This window comes from Arthrobacter pascens, from assembly GCF_030815585.1.
In the GTDB taxonomy this organism is placed as follows: Bacteria; Actinomycetota; Actinomycetes; order Actinomycetales; family Micrococcaceae; genus Arthrobacter; species Arthrobacter pascens_A.
On the sequence record NZ_JAUSWY010000001.1, the window covers coordinates 4,601,801 to 4,624,197 of the forward strand.

The 22,397-nt window shown below is 64.8% G+C and carries 22 protein-coding genes; 11 read left to right on the forward strand and 11 right to left on the reverse strand.

The genetic code is table 11. The features are described from left to right. Positions 1–61: 61 nt before the first annotated feature. Entirely contained in the window at positions 62–805 is a 744-nt protein-coding gene (locus tag QFZ30_RS21325; protein WP_307080420.1) for an IclR family transcriptional regulator, read from the forward strand. A gap of 133 nt (positions 806–938) precedes the next feature. Beyond that, the gene (locus tag QFZ30_RS21330) at positions 939–2,126 is read left to right on the forward strand and encodes a 4-hydroxybenzoate 3-monooxygenase (protein ID WP_307079740.1); all 1,188 of its coding nucleotides are present in this window, start codon (positions 939–941) and stop codon (positions 2,124–2,126) included. Between the two features lie 7 nt (positions 2,127–2,133). Here the strand turns inward: QFZ30_RS21330 and QFZ30_RS21335 are convergent, their stop codons facing one another. After that, positions 2,134–2,673, reverse strand: a complete 540-nt coding sequence (locus QFZ30_RS21335; protein WP_307079742.1) for a TetR/AcrR family transcriptional regulator — start codon at positions 2,671–2,673, stop codon at positions 2,134–2,136. 56 nt (positions 2,674–2,729) lie between these two features. Here QFZ30_RS21335 and QFZ30_RS21340 point away from each other — a divergent pair, with 56 nt between their 5' ends. After that, complete coding sequence (locus QFZ30_RS21340; protein ID WP_307079744.1) at positions 2,730–3,779, forward strand: FAD-dependent monooxygenase; 1,050 nt, start codon at positions 2,730–2,732, stop codon at positions 3,777–3,779. A gap of 7 nt (positions 3,780–3,786) precedes the next feature. On the opposite strand, the gene QFZ30_RS21345 is transcribed toward QFZ30_RS21340, so the two are convergent. From QFZ30_RS21345 to purB, 6 genes are all read right to left on the reverse strand, one after another. Continuing rightward, entirely contained in the window at positions 3,787–5,595 is a 1,809-nt protein-coding gene (locus QFZ30_RS21345; RefSeq protein WP_307079746.1) for an ABC transporter permease, read from the reverse strand. Positions 5,596–5,633: 38 nt separating this feature from the next. After that, entirely contained in the window at positions 5,634–6,701 is a 1,068-nt protein-coding gene (locus QFZ30_RS21350; protein WP_307079748.1) for an ABC transporter ATP-binding protein, read from the reverse strand. 46 nt (positions 6,702–6,747) lie between these two features. After that, complete coding sequence (locus QFZ30_RS21355) at positions 6,748–7,833, reverse strand: extracellular solute-binding protein (RefSeq protein ID WP_307079750.1); 1,086 nt, start codon at positions 7,831–7,833, stop codon at positions 6,748–6,750. A 273-nt stretch (positions 7,834–8,106) separates the two neighbouring features. Further along, complete coding sequence (locus QFZ30_RS21360) at positions 8,107–8,610, reverse strand: GNAT family N-acetyltransferase (protein ID WP_307079752.1); 504 nt, start codon at positions 8,608–8,610, stop codon at positions 8,107–8,109. Between the two features lie 123 nt (positions 8,611–8,733). Then, positions 8,734–9,405 (reverse strand): histidine phosphatase family protein, encoded by a 672-nt coding sequence (locus tag QFZ30_RS21365; RefSeq protein ID WP_307079754.1) that lies wholly within the window; start codon positions 9,403–9,405, stop codon positions 8,734–8,736. Positions 9,406–9,513: 108 nt separating this feature from the next. After that, a complete protein-coding gene (purB, locus tag QFZ30_RS21370) occupies positions 9,514–10,956 on the reverse strand; it encodes an adenylosuccinate lyase (RefSeq protein ID WP_307079756.1) in 1,443 nt (480 codons plus the stop codon). A gap of 211 nt (positions 10,957–11,167) precedes the next feature. Between purB and QFZ30_RS21375 the strand changes: the two genes are divergently transcribed. Together QFZ30_RS21375 and QFZ30_RS21380 are read left to right on the forward strand one after the other, a co-directional pair. Further along, complete coding sequence (locus tag QFZ30_RS21375) at positions 11,168–11,467, forward strand: hypothetical protein (RefSeq protein ID WP_307079758.1); 300 nt, start codon at positions 11,168–11,170, stop codon at positions 11,465–11,467. 11 nt (positions 11,468–11,478) lie between these two features. Beyond that, positions 11,479–12,819: a hypothetical protein gene (locus QFZ30_RS21380; protein WP_307079759.1), complete on the forward strand. Its 1,341-nt coding sequence runs from the start codon at positions 11,479–11,481 to the stop codon at positions 12,817–12,819. A 70-nt stretch (positions 12,820–12,889) separates the two neighbouring features. Here the strand turns inward: QFZ30_RS21380 and QFZ30_RS21385 are convergent, their stop codons facing one another. Then, on the reverse strand, positions 12,890–13,318 hold the full coding sequence (locus tag QFZ30_RS21385; protein ID WP_307079761.1) for a phage holin family protein: 429 nt from the start codon (positions 13,316–13,318) through the stop codon (positions 12,890–12,892). A 112-nt stretch (positions 13,319–13,430) separates the two neighbouring features. Between QFZ30_RS21385 and QFZ30_RS21390 the strand changes: the two genes are divergently transcribed. The 5 genes from QFZ30_RS21390 to QFZ30_RS21410 all read left to right on the forward strand — a co-directional run bounded on the left by QFZ30_RS21390 (position 13,431) and on the right by QFZ30_RS21410 (position 19,149). Further along, positions 13,431–14,549 (forward strand): histidinol-phosphate transaminase, encoded by a 1,119-nt coding sequence (locus QFZ30_RS21390; protein ID WP_307079763.1) that lies wholly within the window; start codon positions 13,431–13,433, stop codon positions 14,547–14,549. A 149-nt stretch (positions 14,550–14,698) separates the two neighbouring features. Next, the gene (gene pdhA, locus QFZ30_RS21395; protein ID WP_307079765.1) at positions 14,699–15,937 is read left to right on the forward strand and encodes a pyruvate dehydrogenase (acetyl-transferring) E1 component subunit alpha; all 1,239 of its coding nucleotides are present in this window, start codon (positions 14,699–14,701) and stop codon (positions 15,935–15,937) included. Then, positions 15,934–16,914 carry an alpha-ketoacid dehydrogenase subunit beta gene (locus QFZ30_RS21400; RefSeq protein WP_307079767.1) on the forward strand — a complete coding sequence of 327 codons (981 nt, stop codon included), beginning with the start codon at positions 15,934–15,936 and terminating at the stop codon, positions 16,912–16,914. The genes pdhA and QFZ30_RS21400 overlap by 4 nt, the downstream gene beginning before the upstream one ends. 68 nt (positions 16,915–16,982) lie before the next feature. Next, on the forward strand, positions 16,983–18,470 hold the full coding sequence (locus QFZ30_RS21405; RefSeq protein ID WP_307079768.1) for a dihydrolipoamide acetyltransferase family protein: 1,488 nt from the start codon (positions 16,983–16,985) through the stop codon (positions 18,468–18,470). Positions 18,471–18,540: 70 nt separating this feature from the next. Further along, positions 18,541–19,149, forward strand: coding sequence for a phosphatase PAP2 family protein (locus QFZ30_RS21410; RefSeq protein ID WP_307079770.1), 609 nt, complete (start codon positions 18,541–18,543; stop codon positions 19,147–19,149). A gap of 22 nt (positions 19,150–19,171) precedes the next feature. On the opposite strand, the gene QFZ30_RS21415 is transcribed toward QFZ30_RS21410, so the two are convergent. From QFZ30_RS21415 to QFZ30_RS21425, 3 genes are all read right to left on the reverse strand, one after another. Then, on the reverse strand, positions 19,172–19,510 hold the full coding sequence (locus QFZ30_RS21415; protein WP_307079772.1) for a hypothetical protein: 339 nt from the start codon (positions 19,508–19,510) through the stop codon (positions 19,172–19,174). 153 nt (positions 19,511–19,663) lie between these two features. Beyond that, positions 19,664–20,092 carry a universal stress protein gene (locus QFZ30_RS21420; protein ID WP_307079774.1) on the reverse strand — a complete coding sequence of 143 codons (429 nt, stop codon included), beginning with the start codon at positions 20,090–20,092 and terminating at the stop codon, positions 19,664–19,666. A 51-nt stretch (positions 20,093–20,143) separates the two neighbouring features. Further along, the gene (locus QFZ30_RS21425; protein ID WP_307079775.1) at positions 20,144–21,436 is read right to left on the reverse strand and encodes an aminotransferase-like domain-containing protein; all 1,293 of its coding nucleotides are present in this window, start codon (positions 21,434–21,436) and stop codon (positions 20,144–20,146) included. Between the two features lie 111 nt (positions 21,437–21,547). On the opposite strand from QFZ30_RS21425, the gene QFZ30_RS21430 reads away from it, so the two are divergent. Then, entirely contained in the window at positions 21,548–22,393 is an 846-nt protein-coding gene (locus QFZ30_RS21430) for an isocitrate lyase/PEP mutase family protein (RefSeq protein ID WP_307079777.1), read from the forward strand. The last annotated feature ends 4 nt before the right edge of the window (positions 22,394–22,397 follow it).

The window sequence follows — 22,397 nt, forward strand, 5'->3', positions numbered from 1 at the left end:
GGTGCCTGAACCAGCTCGTGTAATCTAGGCCAATAAATACCATTCAATGGAAGCGGCAGTGATGGCCAATTCAGTCTCCGGAGACTCCGTAGTGGACCGCGTGGTCCGCGTGATCTCGGCTTTCCCCGAAGGCGTCACCAACCTGCCGCTCTCCGAACTGGCTACCCGCGCAGGACTTCCGCTCACCACGGCCCATCGGCTGGTCCGGCAGCTCGCGGCCCACGGACTGCTGGAGACGGGAGCGGGCGGGACGGTTCGGCTGGGTCTGCGGCTGTGGGAGCTGGTGAACCGTAATTCGCCCACGGTGGGATTGCGGCAGGCTGCCGTGCCGTTCATGGAGGACATCCAGCAGGTCCTCCACCAGAATGTGAACCTGGCCGTCCTGGAGGGGTGGGAAGCGCTCTTCGTCGAGCGGCTGTCCCGCCGCGGGTCGGTGGCGAACCGGGCCAGGGTGGCCGGCAGGATGCCTGTCCATATCTCGTCCGCCGGACTGGCGCTGATGGCCCACCAGGACAAGTCGCTGCAGGCAGAGTACCTGCAGCAGTTTTCGGATCCGGCGGAAAGGGTGACGGCGGGCGCCCTGCGTGCCCTGCTCAGCGAGACGGCCCATCAAGGATTTGCGCAGCTGGAGGGCGTGGTGGATCCGGACACCTGGGGCATTGCCGTTCCCGTGCTGGATCGGCGGCAGCACGCAGTGGCGGCTCTCGGCGTCGTGGTTCCTTTGCGTGAGATGCGCCTCCAGGCGCTGGTTCCGGCGCTGCAGACTGCCGCTCGGGGCATCGCCCGTGGGCTTTCCGATTCGTGACCGTTCCTAACGGTCGCTTCCGTTGAATGGAAATAGTCTTACGCGGGTCAGTCCTTCCGGCGGACACTGTTAGCCAGACGCACTAACCGGCCCCGCACCAGCCGCGGCCCCCGCAACGAAGCGAGAAACAGTCATGGCAACACGCAAGATCATCACCACCCAGGTCGCCATCATGGGCGCCGGTCCCGCCGGCCTGATGCTCGCCCACCTGCTGGCCACAGCCGGCATCGACTCCACGGTGGTCGAAGTCCGCAGCCACAAGGACATCTCCGAAACGGTCCGGGCGGGCATCCTGGAGCACGGCACCGTGAACATGCTCGTGGACAGCGGCGTTTCCGACCGTGTTCTGCGCGACGGCGACCGGCACGACGGCATCGAGCTGCGGTTCAATGGCGAAAGCCACCGCATCGACTTCAAGGAACTCGTGGGGGAATCCGTCTGGCTGTACCCGCAGACGGACGTCTTCCTGGACCTTGCCGCCAGGCGGAAGGCCGACGGCGGCGACGTCCGCTACAGCGTCACGGAGACTGCTGTCCATAACATTGAGGGCAAGCCGAAGGTCTGGTTCACGGACGCTGACGGCGTGGAGTACGAGATCCAGGCCGAGTTTGTGGTGGGCGCGGACGGCTCACGAAGCCACTGCCGTTTCCAGGTCCCGGAAGCCCACCGCAAGTGGTATTTCCACGAATACCCCTTCGCTTGGTTCGGCATCCTGGCCGAGGCCCCACACAGCGCCGATGAACTGATCTATGCCAACTCGGCCAACGGGTTTGCCCTGATCAGCCAGCGGACCCAGACAGTGCAGCGGATGTACTTCCAGTGCAATCCCAAGGAAAACGTAGCGGATTGGGATGATGACAGGATCTGGGCCGAATTCCGCAGGCGCGTCAACGGCAACGGTTTTGAACTCAAGGAAGGCCCGGTCATCGACAAGATGGTCCTGCCGTTCCGCAGCTTCGTCCACACGCCCATGCGCCACGGCAACCTGTTCCTGGCAGGCGACGCCGCCCACACCGTCCCGCCCACCGGCGCCAAGGGCCTCAACCTGGCGATCCACGACGTCAAGGTGCTGTTTGAAGGACTGGACAGCTACTTCCGCTCCGGTTCCACGCAGCTGCTGGACTCCTTCAGCAGCCGTGCCCTGGATCGCGTGTGGAAGGCCCAGCAGTTCTCCTACTGGATGACCACCATGCTGCATACACCGGTTGACGCGGACGATTTCTCGCGGGCCCGCCAGCTTGGGGAACTGAACTCAGTGGTCTCCTCCAGGCATGGCATGGCCTACCTGGCCGAGGCGTACACGGGCTGGCCGTCCCTCTAAAGGTCCTTCAGCCGGCGAGCAGCCTTCGGATCGCCGCTGCGGTGGAGGCGGGGTCCGGGTCCTCAGCGCGCCGGGCGGTGAGCTGATGCAGCAGGAGGCCGTCGCTGTAGTCCACCACATCGCGGGCGCGGGCCGCTGCGTCCGGAATTCCCAGGCCCGCCAACGTCTGTTCCAGGCCGACCAGCAGCCTGAAATGACCAGCTGTCACGGACTCAGGCCGGTCCAGAGACATTGCCAGGCGTGCCCGGGTGAGCGTGGCGTGCTGTTCCATCAGGGCAAAGATCAGTCCCGTGACCTGTTCGGCCACTTCACCCACGTCCTCGGGCGGTCCGGCTGGGCCTAACCGCTGAAGCAGCTCAACATCCAGCTGTTCCAGCCGTTCCGCCACGGCGTCCACCAGGGCGGCCCGATTGCGGAAGTAGTTCGACGTCGTGCCTTCAGCCACCGCGGCGGCAGCGTCTACTGCCCGGTGCGTAAGGCCTTTCAGGCCCGTCTGCGCCACCACGGCCAGGGCAGCATCAGATAGCTGGGTGCGTCGGAGGGGCATAGCGGAAAGTCTAACCCGGCTCTTCCCCTGCACTACAAATGTAGTAGAATTCCTGCATGAACACGATTTCGATCGTTGGTGGCGGCATCGCCGGGCTGGCACTCGCGGCCCGGCTCGATCCGGAGCGTTTCGACGTCACCGTTTATGAGAAGCGGCCCGAACTGACCACCGTCGGCACGGTGCTGGCCATGTGGCCGCACGCTCAACGTGCCCTTGAGGCCGTGGGCATCCTGGACGCGGTGAGGGGTTGCAGCCCGGTCATCGGCAGCGGAGCCATCCGCGACGCCGCAGGAGTTCCCTGGATTGAGGTCGACGGCGGCGAAATGGTCGGTGTCTCACGGATGGACCTGCTGCGCCTGCTGGACGCCGCCGTACCGGACACCGTCGGCCGCATAACGGGCCGCGTCCATGCGGTCCCGTCCGGCGCGGACCTGGTGGTGGGCGCCGACGGCGTGCACAGTGCGGTGCGTCGCGACATCTGGGGGGAAAAGTCCAGCGCCCGGCGCACTCCGTACATCGCAGTGCGCGGCATCATTCCGGTGCCTGTGCAGCCCGGGCACGTTGGCGAATACTGGGGGCGGGGAGATCTTTTCGGCATCGCCGCCGCCGCTTCCGGGACAAACTGGTACGCCAGTTATCGGTCCGACCTTGGACCGGCAGGGATCGACGTCGCCACTGCCCTCCGTCAGACCAGGAGCCGCTACGCCGGCCATGGGCTTGCCATCCGCGACGTGCTCGCACACGCCACTCCGGAACTCTCGCTCGTTCAGCGGATCTGGACCACGCCTCCGGTCCGGAGCTACGTCCGGGGCCGTGTAGTCCTGATTGGCGACGCCGCGCACGCCATGACGCCGAACCTCGGCCGAGGCGCCTGCGAGGCTTTGGTGGATGCAGTCACCCTGGCTGATTTCCTCAACGCTGCCCCGCCGGACCAGGCGCTCGCTGCCTATGACCGGCGCCGACGGCTCCGGACGCAGTCCCTGAGCCTGGCATCGTCGGCGCTGATGCGTTTGGCGCTGGCAGAAGGTGCCCAGCCGCTGCGCGACCTGCTGCTCGGCTTAAAGGGAAGGCGTCAGCCGGGCGCCGCCGTCGGGAGCGTTCCTTAAGGTTGTCTTAGGGGACGGGTGCCTGGACGGGTGCCCTGCTGTCCGGCACCTCGGCGATCCGGGTATCTGCGATGGGCAAGGGGGCAGGCGGAACCGTACCGCGCCGCTTCCCGGCAGTGCCGGAGCCGGCGCCGGCGCCGCGCTGGCCGGAGCGGCCGTACACGAGGTACATGGTCAGACCCGTGATGACCATGAGCAGCACCGTGTACACGAACGTGTTGGCCACGCCCTCAACCCCTTCGGCGCCATCGGTATTCGCCTTGATCACCAGCCCCAGCGGCTGGACCAGCGGATGCGCCAGGAAGATGGCGGTGTCATAGTCGTCCAGCAGGGTATTGAAGTTCAAGGCGGCAATGGCTGCGGCAGCAGGCAGCACCAGCGGCAGCAGGATGCGGCGAAAGACGTACAGTGTCTTGGCGCCCATGATGGCGGCCGCTTCCTCCATGGACGAATTGACCGACGCGAAGGACGCCTTGAGCATGCGGAGGGTGAACGGGATCTTGACCGTCACGAACGCGATCAGCAGGATGACCGTAGTTCCCGTCAGCACTGTCCCGCCCACCAGCGGATTCGGGTGGTCGTAGCTGATGATGAGCCCCAGGGCGAGCAGGGCGGAGGGAAGGATCCAAGGGATATGTAGCAGGTATTCGAAGACGGAGGCGACCCAGTTCTTGTATTTCTGCAGGAGCCTGGCCACAAACAGCAGCCCGCCCACCGCAATTACGGTCGCGAGTGCACTGTAAACGACGCTGACGATAAAGGGCCGCAGGCCTGACTGCTGGGTGAGGACCCGCACATAGTTGTCCAGGGTCAGGCTGCCCGCGGAGATCTGGCCGGTTTGGATGGCCGCGCCGTCGGCGAACGAGTAGAGCACGATCAGCACCACCGGCAGCGTGTACAGCGCAAACAGCAGATACGCGATGGTGTGCACGGCGGCATTGGCAACGGGGTTCACAATCCGCTGCTTCTGCAGGGCCGAGGAGACCTTGGACAGCGAGTAGTAGGTGCCGCGCTTCTCCATCCGGGACATCACGGCCAGCATGAGGATGGTGGACAGGCCCAGGATGACGGCCAGCAGCGCGGCCAGGTCCCGGGAGGCGGCGCTGTTGGCAAACGTCAGGATCATCGGCGTGATGGTCTGGAATTCCCGGCCGCCCAGGACCTGTGGCGCGCTCAGGGCCCCAAGCCCGGTCAGGAAGGACAGGATGGTGACGGCGAACAGTGTGGGTTTGAGCATGGGCAGGACGATCCTGCGCAGGATGGTCCACGTGGACGCGCCCAGGTTCCTGGCGGCCTCGATGGTCAGGTAATCAACGCCCTTGAGCGCGTTGCCCACGAACAGCATGTGGTTGGTGGTGGTGGCGAACGTCATGACCACCAGCACGGCGAAGAAGCCGGAGAACCATGCCGGATCCATGTCGGGGAACACCGTGAGCAGCAGGGACGTGACAATTCCCTTGTCCCCGTAGATGAACTTGTATCCGGCGGCCAGCACAATGCCGCCGTAGATGAAGGTGGAGGCATAGCCCAGGAACAGGATCCGGGAGCCGCGGATCTTAAAGTAATGCGTGACCAGCACAATAAAGATGCCCACGACATTCACCGTGATGGACAGGGCAAGTGCCAGCAGGAAGCTGTTGCCCAAGGACTTCATGGCCCGCTGCGAGGAGAACAGCTTCTCGGCCGCCCGCCCGGAGAAGCTCCCGTCCGGAAAGAATGTGGAAATCAGGACGTTGAGATTCGGCCACACGAGGAAGGCTGCGATGAACCAGGTGAGCACCGCACCCACCATCAGGACGAAGGGGGAGCGGAGCATGCTCCTGACGGAGCTGCCGTTGCCAGCCGAACCTCCCCTCATGGCAGGGCCACTGCCTGGTCCCTTGTGGCCACTGCCTTGCCGGTATCCGGGTGGTATTGCAGCACATGGCCGGGCTGGACATACACAGTGGTTTCGGTGCCGGGCTCGGGGTGGACACCGCCGTCTTCCTTGACCAGCAGCCGGATGTCCGCCCCGTGGCTCCGCACCACGTAGCGGCTGTGAAGTCCGTGATAGGTGCGTGACACTACAGTTCCGGAGAGTCCGACGGCGGCGCCTCCATTCGCCGGCGGCGTCAGTGACGCCTTTTCCACCCGGAGGTAGGAGTTTGCGGCGGGGCTGAGACCGGCTCCGGAGAGCCGGTTCAGTTCCGCAACGAATTCTGCCGTCAGCGGGGAGCTGTCACCGATGAAGTTGCAGACAAACTCGGTGGCTGCCTGGTCATAGATTGCCTGCGGCGTTCCCACCTGCTCAACCACGCCCTTGTTGAAAACGGCCACTCGGTCGCTCATGGCCAGCGCCTCATCCTGGTCGTGGGTGACGTACACGGTGGTGATGCCGAACTCGCTCTGCAGGTCCTTGAGCTGCTGCCGTAACTGGTGCCGCAGCTTGGCGTCCAGGTTGGACAGCGGTTCGTCCAGAAGCAGGATCTTGGGCCGCAGCACCAGGGCGCGGGCCACGGCCACGCGTTGCTGCTGGCCTCCCGAAAGCTCGGCCACGTTCTTCTGCAGCTGCTCATCGCTAAGCTCCACCCGGCGCGCAATGTCGCGCACCAGGCTGTCGCTGTCTGCGGATTTTTCCTTCCGAACCCGGAGCCCGAAGGCGATGTTCTCCCAGACGCTCATGCTGGGGAACAGGGCATAGTTCTGAAACACCATGCCCACCTGCCGTTTGTCGCTGGGAAGCCGCGTCACGTTTTTCCCGTCCACATGGACGGTCCCCTTGGCGGGTTCGATGAACCCGGCTAAGGTGCGTAACGCCGTCGTTTTTCCGCAACCGGACGGACCCAGCAGGGTGAAAAACTCCCCGGGATTGACGTGGAGGTCCAGGTTGGGAATGGCGATGAAATCGCCGAAGGAAACTTCGATGTTGTCCAAGCGGATCATGGGAAAACCTGTCTGGGTGGGGCTGCCGGGAGCGGAAGGGGGACGGCTACGTCATGTATTCGAGCTCGATCTTCTCAACCCAGGCGCCCATGTTTTCCTGCACGAAGTCCCAGTCGATGTCCTGCTGCTTGACGCCGGCGAAGAAGTCCACCACCTCCGGGTTGGCCTGCGCGGCCGCGCCCTTGTTCACGGGCATCGAGTTGAACTGTTTGGCCCACGCGCCCTGCACGTCTGCGCTGCCGAACCAATCGATGAACTTCTGCGCCTCTTCTTTCTTGTCGGTTCCCTTGACCAGCGCAACCTGCTCGACGGCGAGCGGAACCCCTACGGACGGCGCCACAGTCTCAACGTTGACCTTGAAGGACTTCTCACGTTCGGCGATGATCGAGGAAGGCATCTGCCCCATGTCCACTTCGCCGGAGGCAATCCGGGCAAAAAGGTCGGTCTTGGCCACGGCTGGGCTGCCGTTCTGGAAGTACTGCTCCACCTGCTTCCAACCTTCATCGGAGATGCCCAGATCGCCGGAATCATCCTTGTAGCGCGTGAGCAGGCTGGCGAAGACCAGCTGGGCGGTGGCGGTGCCGAGCCCGGTCACACGCTCATAGCGGGCCTTAAACTCGTCTTTCGTCCACAGGTCCGTCCAGTCCTTGGGCGCGGCGTCCGCAGCGATCTTGTCCGAGTTGTAGCCCAGGAGGATGGCCTGCTTCACCAGCGGCCAATAGGCCTTATCACCCCCGGGGTCGCCGACGGCGGTATCCACCTCGCCCGCCCAGGCCGGTTCGTAGGGCTCAATCGCGCCCTCTGCCTTGATCTGCGCGAAGTACATGTTGTTAAGCCCGAAGGCGACGTCCGCAATGGGGTTGTTCTTTTCGGCAATCAGCTTGTTCGTGGCATCCGCGCCGCCGGCCCCCACCACTTCAACTTTGAAGCCGGCCTCGGCAGCCTTTGCGGTCAGCCAGTCACCCCGGCCCTCGCCATTGGAATTTGTGTAGATGACCAGCGTCTCGCCGGATCCGCCGGCCGGAGCGGCGGAGGGATCACCGGACGCTGCGGGAGTGGCCGCACCCCCTCCGCAGCCGGCAAGCAGGGTGACGGTGACGGCCGCGGCAACGAAAGTCTGCAATTTACGCACGATCAGGACTCATTTCTGGACTGGAATCGGAGCATTGTCCGGCAAGCCTATAGCGGCAATTGCCAGTTGTGGACGTTTATAGCTATCGATTCGATAAACGACCAAGGCATTCGAGTCTGGTCCAGGGATGGGAACAATCAGGGCACCGGGAATTAACGGCCGGTGAACGTTGCGAGTGGTGCAGGGACGGCCGGGGCCCGCAAAAACGGTGCTGGCCCCGGCCGCCTAAGCGGGGACGGGCCGCTCATGGTGTGAAAGGGCCAGCGGGTCAGCCTAGGCCATGGCAGTGTGCGCGGCGCTGTGCGAGTCGATGGTTTTGGCGTAGCAGTATGAATGTTCCACACCGACGTAGGGGCCAAAGTTGGGCACGGATTCGAAGCCCGAGTTTTCGTAGAAGTTCCGGCCGTCCGGCTGCGCCGATCCGGCCTCGGCGGTGATCCGCGTGATTCCCTGCTTGAAGGCCTCGGCCTCGAGGGAAGCCAGGATAGAGCTCGCCACGCCGGAACCGCGGGTATAGGGGAGCACGTAGAGCCGCTTGATCTCTGCAGTGGTGGAATCCAGCACCCTGAGGCCGCCGCAGCCCACGGGCTGCCCGGACCCCTTGTCGTATGCCACCAGGAACACGGCACAGTCGGCGCCCGACGGCGGGGTCCCCGGTTCGTGGTCAGGGGTGCCAAAGCGGGCGTCGAGTTCCGCCTGCTGTGCCCTGCGGAGATCGGCGCCCACGGGGTTGGCCCAGGTGACCTGCCTGATGTTGAGACGGGGATTGGTCTGCATGACTGCCTCGATTCGCCGGAGGGTTATGCCTGATAAGCCTATGAGGCGAGCATTACCGCGGTGTTTCCTCCGCGTAAGCGCGCAGAGAACACTCTGGGAATGCGCGGTTCGATTCCCTCCGGACTACTTCGCCTCGCCCATGGGATCCTCTGCTGTGGGGTCGGCCAGGGCCAGCCCGCCCACCGGGCTGCCGTCCCAATGGATGAGCTTCCAGCCGGCGTCGGGATCACCTTCCAGCGCCACAATGCCGGTGTTGGACAACACGTGCCGGGCAGCGAACTCGTGGTCGGTATCGGCTGCCCTGCGGCCGGCCCAGGTGCGGATCGCGGCGCCGTGGCTGACGGCGGCCACAGCGACGGTGTCCCCCTCACGACCGGCGCGTTCGGCAATTTGGGTGATGGCGGCGTCGTACCGCTCGAAAAACTCGTGGCCGTCCGGACCGGCGGGCATTCGGCGGTCCAGGTCTCCGGCAGCCCACGCAAACACCGTCCCCATGTAGCGCCGGTGTGCCTCGTGGTCGGTCAGTTTCTCCAGGGCCCCTGCTTCGATTTCGTGCAGGCCGTCCAGCACCTCAACCTCCAGCCCGTGCAGCCGGGCCAGGGGCGCGGCCGTGACCTGCGTGCGGAGGAGGGTAGAGGCGTACAGTGCGCCGATCGGCTCGTTTGCCAGCGACCGTGCCATAGCCTCGGCCTGCCGCTCACCCAGTTCGGTGAGTCCGGGCCCCGGGTGGGCCGTGTCCAGCTGGCCAAGTACATTTCCGGGGGTCTGTCCGTGGCGGATGAGCAGCAGCTTCATCCTCCCAGTTTCCCACCTCGGGGCAAGCGTGCGGCGCCGGGCCCCCGTAAGCCCGCCGCCGTCGTGCGTGTTTGCTGTGCAGGGCCTCAGGGGCGCGTGCTGCCCGTCCTACTTCAGGTGGTCCACCAGCTGGTCCGCGATGCCCGTGTATTTGCCGGGCGTCAGCGCGAGCAGCCGGGCTTCAGCCTCCGGGGAGAGGCCCAGGCTCTGGACGAATTCCTGCATGCGGGCGGCGTCGACGCGCTGCCCGCGGGTAAGGTCCTTGAGCCGCTCGTATGGGTTTTCCATGCCTTCGACGCCGGCAATCGCCTCCGCGCGCATGACCATCTGGATTGCCTCGCCCAGGACTTCCCAGTTGGTGTCCAGGTCTCCTGCCAGTACGTCCTCGGCGACATCCAGGCGGTCCAGGCCCTTGGCCACGTTGGAAATTGCCAGCAGGGAGTGGCCAAATGCCACGCCGATGTTGCGCTGGCTGGAGGAGTCTGTGAGGTCGCGCTGCCAGCGTGAGGTGACCAGTGTGGAACCCAGCACGTCCAGGAGGCCGGAGGAGATCTCCAGGTTTGCCTCGGCGTTTTCAAAGCGGATCGGGTTGACCTTGTGCGGCATCGTGGAGGATCCGGTGGCGCCGGCAACCGGGACCTGTGCGAAGTAGCCGATGGAGATGTAGCTCCAGATGTCGGTGCAGACGTTGTGCAGGATCCGGTTGAAACGCGCGACGTCGGCGTACAGCTCCGCCTGCCAGTCGTGGCTTTCGATCTGCGTGGTCAGCGGGTTCCAGGTCAGGCCCAGGCCCTCGACGAAGGACTTGGCCACGTGCTGCCAGTCGGCTCCCGGGACGGAGGCCACATGGGCGGCGTAGGTGCCGGTGGCGCCGTTGATCTTGCCGAGGTACTCGGTCCTGGCGATCCGGTCCAGCTGGCGGGTCAGGCGGTGCGCGATGACAGCCAGTTCCTTGCCCAGGGTAGTAGGGGTGGCAGGCTGGCCGTGGGTGCGCGACAGCATGGGAACGGCTCTATTGTCCTCGGCCATCTTGCTGATCTGGGCAACCAAGGCACGGGCGGCCGGCAGCCACACGTCCTCCACAGCGCCCTTCACGCCCAGCGCGTAGGAAAGGTTATTGATGTCCTCTGACGTGCAGCCGAAGTGCACCAAAGCCGTCAGGTTTTCAATGCCGATGCCGGGCAGGCGCCGCCCGATGTAGTACTCCACAGCCTTCACATCGTGCACTGTGACGGCCTCGATTTCGGCCAGCTCGGTCACGGAAGCGGCGTCGAATTCGGTGACGATCCTGCGGAGCTCGTCCTGCTGGTCGTTGGTCAGCGGGCCAGCTCCGGGAAGGACGTTATGGCTGGTCAGGTGGATGAGCCACTCCACCTCGACGGCCACGCGGTCACGGTTGAGGGCGGCCTCGGACAGGTAGTCAACGAGGGGTGCGACGGCGGACTGGTAGCGGCCGTCCAGCGGGCCGAGCGCGATCTGTTCCGGTGACGCTGCAAGAGCAAGGCGTCCGGAGGGCGTACGGATATCGGCTGTGGCAGCGGTTTCAGGCATGTGCTGATTCTTTCACGAACTCCGGCCGCGCCTTAAGCTGGCGGTTTCGTGTGACTTGTCCTCCCCAGATGCCCCGTTTCCCGATGTATGGCCTTCGTCCGGGTCCTGTCCACATAGACAACGGCGGTACTTCCGTCCGCCGGGCAGGCTTCCGTAGCGTCGGGGCTAAACAGGATGGCATTCGGGGAGCATCCGGGAGCAGGAGCAGGGGATGAGCAGCGATCCAACGGCAGCAGACATGAATACATGCATGTCGCGCAGCTACGAGGTCCAGCAGCTGGCCGTCAGAGTGGCCAGCTGCGCCGGCCGCGCAGAGAAGGTTCTGGCCGGTTTCTGGGAGATTCAGCTGCTCGACTGGCAGTCACCTGCCGGACGCGCCTACCGGGATTCGGTGGCGCTACAGGCAGCATCGCTGGGGCGGGCACGGGAAAGGCTGGAGGGTGCCACCGCGGCCGTGACCCGCCACGCTCACGCTGTTTCGACGTCCGGAACGCCGGCTGGCAGCTACTGATGGCGGAGGTGATGCCTTCGGGCGGCGGCGGGGTCATCCAGCCGACGGGGCCGGTCGAGGACGGCAGCCTGGAAATCAGGGGCGGCGTCGGAGGGATCAGCTTCCAGCTCGAAGAACTCATGGGCGGAGCCGAAAAACTCGATGATCTGGCGGATGAACTCAGCGCTGTCGAAGTCGAGGCGCGCCGCATCTGGGAAGACCTGTGCCCCTACCAGAACGATCCGCGCTCTACCGGAACGGAAGCGCTGATTTCGGTGGGCGAGGCCCAGCGGTCTGTCCAGGCTGTCCGGATGGAGCTGCAGCGCATCAGCAGGGACGTGCGCGCCAGCAAGCGGGACTACGAATCAGCTGAGACGCTGGCGAATGTAGCCCGGCGCCGGGGCATCCCCAGCAACGACGATCTGCTGGATCAGATCACCGACTACTCCGTGACCGGGTGGGTCAACGGGAGCGCTATGGAGCTGTTGACCGGCAGTGTTCCCTTGGCGATGGCAGCGCGCCCGCTGATCAGGAGCCTGGCCGAGGGGGCTCTTCCCATGCTGAAGCCACGTCCCGTAACGGTCGACCGGAAAGAGTCAACGCCCATCGAATTCGATACTTCCCCGGCTGGGCTCCTGGAACGGGTCAGGATGATCGAAGCGAGAGGCGACGGCTATATCGAGATCCTCGAAGTGGACGACGGCGGCCAGCGCGCTTACGTGGTGGTAATTCCCGGCACCCAGACGGGCGGAGAACTCGGCGGGACTAATCCCTTCGATGAAGCCGGGATCGCCGAAGGCCTGGCCTATGGATCGTCCGAGGTCACCACAGCAGTACGGGAAGCCCTTCGGGCTGCAGGAGCGGAGAAGGGTTCTGCTGTGGTGGCCGTGGGCTACAGCCAGGGCGGAGTCCATGCCATGAACCTTGCGGCCGACGAGCTCTTCCTGGACGAATACGACGTGAAATACGTACTGACCGCCGGATCCCCGGTAGGCGGGATCATTCCGGCTGCTGGCATCAGCACTCTGCACCTGGAGCACCGGGCCGACTGGGTGCCCGGCAGTGACGGCATGCCCAGCCCGGACACCAGGAACCGGGTAACGGTCACCATGGACAACCTGGTGTGGACGCCGCCAGGGGAGGACCCTGGCATCGGTCCAGGGCACCGGCTGAGCAACTACAAGGAGGGAGCCCGGCTGGTAGCGGTGAGCGACGATCCCTCGCTCGTGGCGTCCACCGCAGTCCTTGGCGGAGCCCTAGGGGCCGGCGGAGCCGCCACGGCCACCCGGTTCGCCCTCTCTCGGCCTAAGGCACCTGAGCCTCAACGGCCGGTGGACCCGCGCCGGGACACAAGGGGGCCGGGAGGGCGCTGACGGCACCAGGGAAGCCGCAGGCCGCAGGCCTCGAAGTCAGTGAGGCAGGGCGGCGTGAGGTGAGGTGAGGTCAGCGCCTCCGGGCGCCGGGTATCCGTCCCGCCACCAGGGAGATGACCGTAATGATGATGGCGGCGAACACTGCCGTCCAAAAGAAGGAGTCAATGGTGAAGTGCACCGGCGTGTAGCTGCTGATCCAGGAGGTCAGGTAGAGCATGGCGGCGTTGATGACAATGGTGAACAGCCCCAGCGTGAGAATGGTGATGGGTAGCGACAGGAAGCTGACCAGCGGCCGGACGAACGCGTTCACCACTCCGAAAATCACTCCGACGAACAGGTAGGCCGCGATGATCCCGACGGTATCCGTGCCCTGTGTTACCCCGGTCTTGGCTACGGCCTCAGTGGCGGCTGACGTGGAAATGTCGAGGCCGGGCAGGATCCAGCTGGCGATCCAGAGGGCTAGTCCGTTGATCAGGATCCGAACGATGAAAGAGCGCATGTTCCCATGCTGTCACACCGCCCTGAGTGGCGGCTGGACGGCGTCCTCGCCCTGCCCCCCTTTGTCCTGGAGGCCTCCTTCCATCCGGCGCAGGAGAAGTAGGCTAGTTGGCATGACTTCATCAGAGACTCTGGCTGGGGGAATCCGCCCGCGCCCGGTGGTGGGCAGGCTTCCCCGTTACGCGGCCGGCAAGCCGCCTGTCGCCGTTGACGGGCTGGCCAGCTACAAGCTTTCCTCCAACGAGAACCCACTGCCTCCGCTTCCCGCGGTGTTGGAAGCCATCGCGCACCAGACTGACTTCAACCGTTACCCGGATCCGCTCAGCAGCAAACTCCGTGCGGCGCTCGCCGAGTTCCTGGGAGTTCCCGCTGAGGACATCGTCACCGGCGCCGGAAGCCTGGGGGCGCTCAACCAGCTGCTGACAACCTTTGCCGGCCAGAACGACGACGGCAAGGCAGACGAAGTTATTTACGCGTGGCGTTCCTTCGAGGCGTACCCCATCAGCGTGGGCCTGGTGGGCGCTGAAAGCGTCCGGATCCCGCTCACTCCGGATGGCCGCCACAACCTCGATGCCATGGCGGCAGCCGTCACGGTCCGCACCAAAGTCATCCTCCTCTGCACGCCGAACAACCCCACCGGTCCCATCCTGACTACCGCGGAAACCGAGCGGTTCATACAGTCCGTGCCCACCGACGTCGTAGTGGTGATCGATGAGGCGTACCAAGAGTTTGTCCGGGCCGAAGATGCGGTGGACGGCTTGGCGATCTACCGCAAGTATCCCAACGTTGCGGTGCTTCGGACGTTCTCCAAGGCGCACGGCCTGGCCGGACTCCGCGTGGGCTACAGCGTCTCGAAGCCGGAACTTACCCAGCACCTGCGGGTAGCTGCCACGCCGTTCGCCGTGTCCCAGATCGCCGAACAGGCAGCGATTGTCTCACTGCAGAACTACCCCCAGGTTGTAGAAAGGGTACAAAGCCTGGTGGATGAGCGTGACCGGGTGACGGCAGGGCTGCACGAGCTGGGTTGGTTTGTTCCGGAGGCCCAAGGGAATTTTGTCTGGCTGGATCTGGGCGTCAACAGCGGGGAGTTCGCCGAACTTGCGGGGGCCCAGGCGCTCTCCGTGCGTGCCTTCGGGAATGAGGGTGTGCGGGTGAGTATCGGCGAGGTGGAGGCCAACACCCGTTTCCTTCAGCTGTGTGCGGACTATACAAAGCCGCCACGCCGTTCCTAGCGCTTAACATGTAGCCGCCGCGCCACCTACTGAAGATAAAGTAAGGAACAGTAAGCCAATATATATGCCACCTAAGGAATGCATTCCCGTGAAGGCATATATCCCAGCGACATTGCAACGCATCCGTATGCGGCAAGCAAGGAGACGGTATGGGCGCCACACATCTGCCCTCCACCGAGTTCGATGGAACAGCGATAGACGACCAGCTCGAGGCTGATGCCGAGGCCGCCATGGGCGAGCCCCCTGCCCAGATGGTCCAGCTCCTGGGCCCGGACGGGAAACTGGGGACAGATCCTGTTTACAGCGAGTATGCGCAGAAACTGGATGCGGCGAAGCTGCGTGGGCTCTACGCGGACATGGCCGCGATCCGCCGCTTTGACGTTGAAGCCACAGCACTCCAGCGGCAAGGCCAGCTTGCCCTCTGGGTTCCGTTGACCGGCCAGGAGGCCGCGCAGATCGGCTCCGGCCGCGCCAGCCAGCCGCAGGACTACATCTTCCCCACGTACCGTGAGCACGGCGTGGCCCTGACCCGCAACGTGGATCTGGCCGAGCTGCTTCGCCAGTTCCGCGGGGTCTCCAACGGCGGCTGGAACCCCAAGGACACCAACTTCCACCTCTACACCTTGGTGCTCGCGGCCCAGACACTGCACGCCGTGGGCTACGCCATGGGCATCCAGCGCGACCAGAAGCTGGCCGCCACCTCCGATCCAGCCCGCACGGAACCTGCCGCGGCGGTGATCGCCTACTACGGGGACGGCGCCAGCTCCGAGGGCGACGTCCACGAATCCATGGTCTTCGCCTCGTCCTTCAACGCCCCCGTGGTGTTCTTCTGCCAGAACAACCATTGGGCCATCTCGGTGCCGAGCACAGTCCAGACCCGCATTCCGTTGTCCAACCGGGCCAAGGGCTACGGATTCCCGGGCGTGCGGGTGGACGGCAATGACGTCATCGCTGTGCACGCTGTGACCGAGTGGGCACTGGACCACGCGCGCCAGGGCAAGGGACCGGTGCTGATTGAGGCGTTCACCTACCGCGTCGGCGCCCACACAACGGCGGACGACCCCACCAAGTACCGCCAGTCCGCGGAGGAAGATTCCTGGCGGGCGAAGGATCCGCTGACCCGGCTGGAGAAGTACCTGCGTGCCGAGGGACTGGCTGATGATTCCTTCTTTGCCAAGGTCAAGGCTGACGGGGACGAACTCGCGGCCTATGTCCGGCGGACAACGCACGACCTGGAGACTCCCGACATCCGCACGGCGTTCGCCAACACCTATGTGGAGGCCCACCCGCTGGTTGCGGAAGAGCTGGCGTGGTTCGAGGAATACAGCGCAGGGTTTGCCGGCGATGAATCGTCCGAAGAGGCAGACAAAGAGGCAGGCAACCGATGACCACCATGACCATTGCCAAGGCCATCAATGAAGGCCTCCGCGCAGCCCTGAACAACAACCCCAAGTCGTTGCTGATGGGCGAGGATATCGGGCCCCTGGGCGGCGTCTACCGGGTCACGGACGGCCTGATCGCGGAGTTCGGCCCGGAGCGCGTAGTGGATACGCCACTGGCGGAGTCCGGCATCATCGGCACCGCGATCGGACTGGCCCTGCGTGGCTACAGCCCTGTCTGTGAAATACAGTTCGACGGCTTTGTGTTCCCGGGCTTCAACCAGATCACCACCCAGCTGGCAAAAATGCATGCCCGCAGCAACGGCAACCTCACCGTTCCCGTGGTCATTCGCATCCCCTATGGCGGCGGAATCGGCTCGGTGGAGCACCACTCCGAGTCCCCTGAGGCGTTGTTCGCCCACACAGCCGGGCTGCGCATCATCACTCCGTCCAACCCCCATGATGCCTACTGGATGATCCAGCAGGCAGTCGAATGCCAGGACCCCATCATCATCTTCGAACCCAAGCGCCGTTACTGGCTCAAGGGAGACGTGGACGTGCAAGCCGCGGGGGCGGCCGGGGATCCGTTCAAGGCGCACGTGCTTCGCGAAGGTTCCGACGCCACCATCGTCGCCTACGGCCCCCTGGTTCCGGTGGCCCTCGCCGCAGCCAACGCCGCAGCGGAGGATGGCCGCAGCGTGGAAGTGATCGACCTCAGGTCCCTTTCCCCCATCGACTTTGACACCGTCACGACGTCCGTTGAAAAGACAGGGCGGCTCATCGTGGCCCATGAGGCCCCGACGTTCGGCGGCCTTGGCGGCGAAATCGCGGCCCGGATCAGCGAGCGGGCCTTCCTTTCCCTTGAAGCGCCGGTGATCCGCGTGGGCGGCTTCCACATGCCGTATCCTGTGGCCAAGGTTGAGGAAGACTACCTTCCGGATATCGACCGGATCCTAGAGGCGCTGGACCGCGCCCTGGCGTACTAGGGCCCCACATTTCCTGCTCACTCTGTCTGTTGACGCTGGCAGCCTGAGCTTCCGAAACCGAGGACATCATGACTCTGAATAAGTTCAACCTGCCCGACGTGGGCGAAGGTCTGACCGAGGCGGAAATCGTCTCCTGGAAGGTCAAGCCAGGGGACACCGTAGCCATCAACGATGTCCTGTGCGAGATCGAAACGGCCAAATCGCTCGTTGAGCTGCCGTCCCCCTTTGCCGGGACGGTCACCGAACTGCTGGTCCCCGAAGGCCTCACCATCGACGTTGGGACGGCCATCATCAGCGTCTCCGACGAGGTGTCCGGTGACCCGACGCCGGCTGATGTCCCCGCTCCGGCGATGCCGGTCCAGCCTTTGTACGGCACGCTTCCCGCGTCCGACGCCGACACGTCGGACAGTGCCTTGGCTGGCGGCCCGCTGGTGGGTTCCGGCCCCAAGGCCGACGCCGTGAAGCGCCGTGCGCGCAAGGCGGCCCCAAGTGCCACCGCCGCTGGACCGGTCCAGGTTACGGCGCCCGTTGCCCCGCCCGCCGCCCCGCCTGGGCCGGTCCCCTCAGCCGGGCCGGCGGCGCACGCTGCGGCCTCCGATGCCGAAGAGTTCGTTGACAACCGTCCCACGTTGGGCGGGACCATCACCGGCCTGGTGAACCGGGTCCTGGCGAAGCCGCCGGTGCGGAAAATTGCCAGGGACCTGGGAATTGACCTCGCCGACGTGGTGGCAACGGGGTCCCGGGGTGAAGTCACGCGCGAGGACCTGGTCAGCTACCAGGCACAGCGCGACGCCGAACTGGACAAAGCGGAAGGTTTCTGGGGCAAGGCAGGAAAGCCGCAGGACCAGCGGATCGAACGGATCCCCGTTAAGGGTGTCCGCAAGGCAACAGCGAAGGCGATGGTGGAATCCGCCTTCGCCGCACCGCACGTGAGCATCTTCGTGGATGTGGACGCCAGCCGCACCATGGAGTTCGTCAAGCGGCTGAAGGTGTCGCGTGACTTCGAGGGCATCAAGGTGTCCCCGCTGCTGATCCTGGCCAAGGCCGTCATCTGGGCCGCCGCCCGGAATCCCAGCGTCAATGCCACCTGGGTGGACAACGCGGACGGCACCGACACCGCAGAGATCCACGTCAAGCACTACATGAACCTGGGCATCGCTGCTGCCACCCCGCGTGGGCTGATGGTCCCCAACATCAAGGACGCGCAGGATCTTTCGCTGAAGGAGTTGGCGCTGGCCCTGAACAACCTGGCCACCACGGCGCGGGCGGGGAAAACAAAACCAGCCGAAATGCAGGGCGGAACCCTCACCATCACCAACATCGGTGCGCTGGGGATCGACACAGGGACGCCCATCATCAATCCCGGCGAGGTCGCCATCGTTGCGTTCGGAACCATCAAGCAGAAGCCCTGGGTGCTGGACGGCGAAGTCATCCCGCGCTGGATCACCACCCTCGGCGGCTCCTTTGACCACCGCGTGGTTGACGGTGACCTGTCCGCCCGCTTTATGGCCGACGTCGCAGCGATCCTTGAGGAGCCCGCGCTCCTCCTGGACTAGGCCCATTGAAAACCCAGGCCATTGAAAAGACAGGCCCATTGAAAACCCAGGCCATTGAAACCCATTAACCGTGAATAGCGCGGCCCTGAGGGCAAAAAACCGTTCTGCCAGGTGGCTGACTGAGGTCTTTCAACCCCCGGCGGTGGTCACCGTCCAGCTGCTGATCAGCCCTGCCATCGAGGCCGGCTTCCCGGGAACGGCTGTGTACGGGGCGGTGGCCGCGCTTTTTGTCTGCGTACTGCCGCTATGCCTGCTGCTGGGACTCGTGAGGCTGGGCAAGGTCACGGACCACCATGTCAGCGACCGCAAACAGCGGGCGCCCGTGCTCCTGATGGCTCTTGCCTCGGTGATGGCCGGGTTGCTGGTGCTGGAAGCCGTCAGTGCCCCGCGGAGCGTGGTAGCCACGGTGCTGGCCATCGTGGCCGGAATCCTGGTGATTGCCGCCGTAAGTCCGTTCTGGAAGATCAGCGGCCACGCGGCGGCCATGTCGTCATCGGCGGTTATCGTCGTGCTGATGCTCGGCCCGGCCTGGCTGCCGTTGCTGCTGCTGGTCCCCGCGGTGGGCTGGTCCCGGGTAGTGCTCCGCGCCCACAGTGTCGCGCAGGTGGTGGCGGGCTCGCTCTTCGGCGGACTGGTAATGGCGGGCCTGTGGTGGCTGCTGCGCGGCTGGTTGGTCTAGGCTCCCGCCGGCCGCCCAGCCGTTAGTAGGCCGAGTAGGCAGACAGCAGCTGGACCATCTCAGGATCCACCATGGAGCTGCTGTAAGCCGATGCAGCCGCCACCATCAGGCAGCCGAGTCCTGCCGCGGCTGCCGAAAGTCCTGCGAACAACTTCCAGTCTTCGCGCAGGACGCTCTGCAACGTGTCCGGCAAGCGAAGGCCGGGGGAGATCAGGTTAGGGGCGCTGTCCACGGACCCGTCGTCCAGCAGGGCCACCACACGGCCGTTACCGCGGTCCAACCGCATGGAGCAGATGTGGTTGCCGTGGCGGGCCAGCAGGATGTCATGGCCAACAAGCTGGCGGCGCTGGAGCGTGATCAATGGGACCCCTTGGATAGCGTGGATATTGACTGTCCGCGCCATCGGGGGCAGTTCAATTTTATCGCCGGCCGGGCATTGAAGACGGTGCTCCGGGGGTGAGAAGGGACACCTTGCACGGGCAGGTCCTGCCCGTGCAAGGTGCAGGGTCGCCTGTTAGTCGGCGCCGTAGGTGTTTGCAATGTAGACGTCGCACGGGGCGTTGTGCGCCACGCTGTTGGCCACGCTGCCCAGCACGCGGCCTATGCCCTGCATCCTCCGGTTGCCCACCACGATCATGCGGGCGTCCAGGCGGCCGGCCTCCTTGATGAGGGCCTCGGCGGGCTTGCCGCGGGCAGCCGAGTAGGTCACCTTGATGTCCTGTCCCAGGGAGTTGGCCACCGTCTTGGCGACATTCTCGGCGCCGTCCGCGTCGGAAACAATCCACTCGTCGCTTCCGGAGCCAAACACCTCGGTACGGTCGGTGTCGAAGGCCGACACGACGTGAAGGGATGCTCCCAGGGCCGCGGCCAGGTCCCGCGCGGACTCAGCTGCCTTTTTGGCAGTTCCGCTGCCGTCAACCCCAACAACAATGATTCCGCTCATCTTTGTGCTCCTTTGCTTGGTTCTTCACGTTCGGATTCAGTGAGGCCAACGCTACAGCGCCGCGATGGCTTCCCGCAGCACGGGGGCCAAACGGCGGACGCCTTCGGTGATGGCGTCCGGGTCCACAGCGCTGAAGGCCAGCCGCAGCTTGTTGGACGGTTCATCGGAGGGGGTGAAGGCGGCGCCGGGGATAAACACAACGCCGGCGTCGATCGCCTTCTGCAGCAACGGATAGGTATCCACACCGTCCGGCAGGGTCACCCAGACGAAGAAGCCGCCCTCCGGGCTGGTCCAGCTGGCACTGCTGGGCATGTGTTCCTTGAGTGCAGCCAGCATCGCGTGGCACCTCTCGGCGTAGAGGCCGCGGTAGGTCGCAATCTGCCCCTTCCAGTCATAGTCCCGGAGGTAGGCGGATACCAGCATCTGATTGAGGGTGGGCGGGCACAGCGTAACGGCCTCGGAGGCAAGGTAATAGCGCCGTTGGAGGTGTTCCGGAACCAGGGCCCAGCCGATCCGTAAGCCGGGTGCAAAGATCTTGGAGAACGAGCCCATGTAGATGACATCGGCAGGGTTGGCTGCCCGCAGCGGTTCCAGCGGCTGCCCGTCAAACCTCAGCAGGCCATAGGGGTTGTCCTCCAGTATCAGAATATTCGCATTGCGGCATATATCCACTACCTGCTGGCGGCGGTCGCGCGCCAGGGTGATCCCGGACGGGTTATTGAAGTTGGGGATGGTGTACAGGAACTTGATGTTTTTTCCGGCAGTCTGGAGCGCCGCGATCTTTGCCTCCAGCAGTTCCGGCACCAGTCCGGCGCCGTCCATTTCCACCGTTTCCACCTGCACCTGATAAGCCTCAAAGGTGTTGAGGGCGCCCACGTAGGTGGGATTTTCCACCAGCACCACGTCGCCCGGATTGCAGAAAACCTTGGTGGCCACGTCCTGGGCCGACTGTGAACCGGCGGTGACCACTATATTCTGCGGGCGGGCGTCCAGGATCCCTTCGGCAGCCATCACTGCGCAGATCTGGGTGCGCAGTTCTTCGGTGCCTTGGCCGCCACCATACTGAAGGGCGGTTAGGCCGTCCTCGGCGATGATCTTTGCCGCGGTTGTACCCAGCCGCTCAAGCGGCAGGGACTGCAGGTACGGGCTGCCTCCGGCCAGCGAAATGAGGCCTGGGCGCATGGAGATGTCGAAGACGTCCCGGACGGCGGATTGCCTGATGTGGGCTGCGCGCTCCGAGAACAGGTCCTCGTGGCGGTGGGCGGACGTGGCCGCGCGCTCGATTGCGTCAATGGCTTCAGCCGGCAGCGTCCCTGCTGCGGCATTAAGTGTTTCGTGGGTCACGTTCTCAGGATACAGCCGACAGTTGCCGGTTAGGCAACACCTGTTGATTAACCATCCACACGATGGTCCACGGCACTTTACGTTGGCTCGCTCAAGGGCTGGAATGGAGCAATGACAAACACTCCGTCTTCCACAGCCAATGCGGCCGCCTTCCATGCCCTCCACCAGGCCGGCAGCTTGCCGCTTGTCCTGGTCAATGTATGGGACGCAGCGTCCGCGCGGCTGGTCGAGGAGGCCGGGGCCTCGGCGATTGCCACGTCCAGCTCCGCGATTTCCTGGAGCCTGGGCTTTCCGGACGGCAACAGGCTGCCGCGCGTTCTGGCCATTGACGCGCTGAAGAGGATCGTTGCGGCCACCAGCCTTCCGGTGACGGCGGATATTGAAACAGGCTACGCGGGCAGCAGCGGCAACTACGATGACGGCCTCCTCAGGGAGACCATCCGCGCGGTGCTCGACGCCGGCGCAGTCGGCGTGAACTTCGAGGACTCCGGCGACCATCCGCTCACCTCAGTCGGTGAACAGTGCCGCCGCCTCAACCTGATCCGGGAGACGGCAGCGGCCGCCGGCGTCGAGCTTTTCATCAATGCCCGCACGGACACCTTTCTGTCCGGCAACCACCGGGAGCATGCCTTTGAGGAAACGCTTGTGCGGGCTGAGGCCTACCTGGCAGCCGGAGCCAGCGGCATCTTTGTGCCGGGCGTGACGGACCTCCACCTGCTGCACGAACTTGGCCGCAGCATTGCCGCCCCGCTGAACGCGCTCGCCGGTGTGGGGGCGCCGTCGGTGGCCGAACTGCATGACGCCGGCGTGCAGCGCATCAGCATCGGCGGCAACACCGCCAAGGCGGCGTATGCAACGGTTTCCAGAGTGGCAGTGCAAGTCCTTGGTGACGGCAACTGGTCCGAGCTGGCAGGGGCGCGCAGCCATGATGCGATGGACGCCCTGTTCGGAGGTTGAGCTC

Bases quoted from the DNA above. Each gene is read 5' to 3' on its own strand.
- QFZ30_RS21360 (WP_307079752.1), bottom strand. From the start codon at position 8,610: ATGCAGACCAATCCCCGTCTCAACATCAGGCAGGTCACCTGGGCCAAC.
- QFZ30_RS21380 (WP_307079759.1), top strand. From the start codon at position 11,479: ATGCCTTCGGGCGGCGGCGGGGTCATCCAGCCGACGGGGCCGGTCGAG.
- pdhA (WP_307079765.1), top strand. From the start codon at position 14,699: ATGGGCGCCACACATCTGCCCTCCACCGAGTTCGATGGAACAGCGATA.
- QFZ30_RS21405 (WP_307079768.1), top strand. From the start codon at position 16,983: ATGACTCTGAATAAGTTCAACCTGCCCGACGTGGGCGAAGGTCTGACC.
- purB (WP_307079756.1), bottom strand. From the start codon at position 10,956: ATGCCTGAAACCGCTGCCACAGCCGATATCCGTACGCCCTCCGGACGC.
- QFZ30_RS21365 (WP_307079754.1), bottom strand. From the start codon at position 9,405: ATGAAGCTGCTGCTCATCCGCCACGGACAGACCCCCGGAAATGTACTT.
- QFZ30_RS21420 (WP_307079774.1), bottom strand. From the start codon at position 20,092: ATGAGCGGAATCATTGTTGTTGGGGTTGACGGCAGCGGAACTGCCAAA.
- QFZ30_RS21400 (WP_307079767.1), top strand. From the start codon at position 15,934: ATGACCACCATGACCATTGCCAAGGCCATCAATGAAGGCCTCCGCGCA.
- QFZ30_RS21350 (WP_307079748.1), bottom strand. From the start codon at position 6,701: ATGATCCGCTTGGACAACATCGAAGTTTCCTTCGGCGATTTCATCGCC.
- QFZ30_RS21335 (WP_307079742.1), bottom strand. From the start codon at position 2,673: ATGCCCCTCCGACGCACCCAGCTATCTGATGCTGCCCTGGCCGTGGTG.
- QFZ30_RS21340 (WP_307079744.1), top strand. From the start codon at position 2,730: ATGAACACGATTTCGATCGTTGGTGGCGGCATCGCCGGGCTGGCACTC.
- QFZ30_RS21375 (WP_307079758.1), top strand. From the start codon at position 11,168: ATGAGCAGCGATCCAACGGCAGCAGACATGAATACATGCATGTCGCGC.
- QFZ30_RS21430 (WP_307079777.1), top strand. From the start codon at position 21,548: ATGACAAACACTCCGTCTTCCACAGCCAATGCGGCCGCCTTCCATGCC.
- QFZ30_RS21390 (WP_307079763.1), top strand. From the start codon at position 13,431: ATGACTTCATCAGAGACTCTGGCTGGGGGAATCCGCCCGCGCCCGGTG.
- QFZ30_RS21385 (WP_307079761.1), bottom strand. From the start codon at position 13,318: ATGCGCTCTTTCATCGTTCGGATCCTGATCAACGGACTAGCCCTCTGG.
- QFZ30_RS21345 (WP_307079746.1), bottom strand. From the start codon at position 5,595: ATGCTCCGCTCCCCCTTCGTCCTGATGGTGGGTGCGGTGCTCACCTGG.
- QFZ30_RS21330 (WP_307079740.1), top strand. From the start codon at position 939: ATGGCAACACGCAAGATCATCACCACCCAGGTCGCCATCATGGGCGCC.
- QFZ30_RS21325 (WP_307080420.1), top strand. From the start codon at position 62: ATGGCCAATTCAGTCTCCGGAGACTCCGTAGTGGACCGCGTGGTCCGC.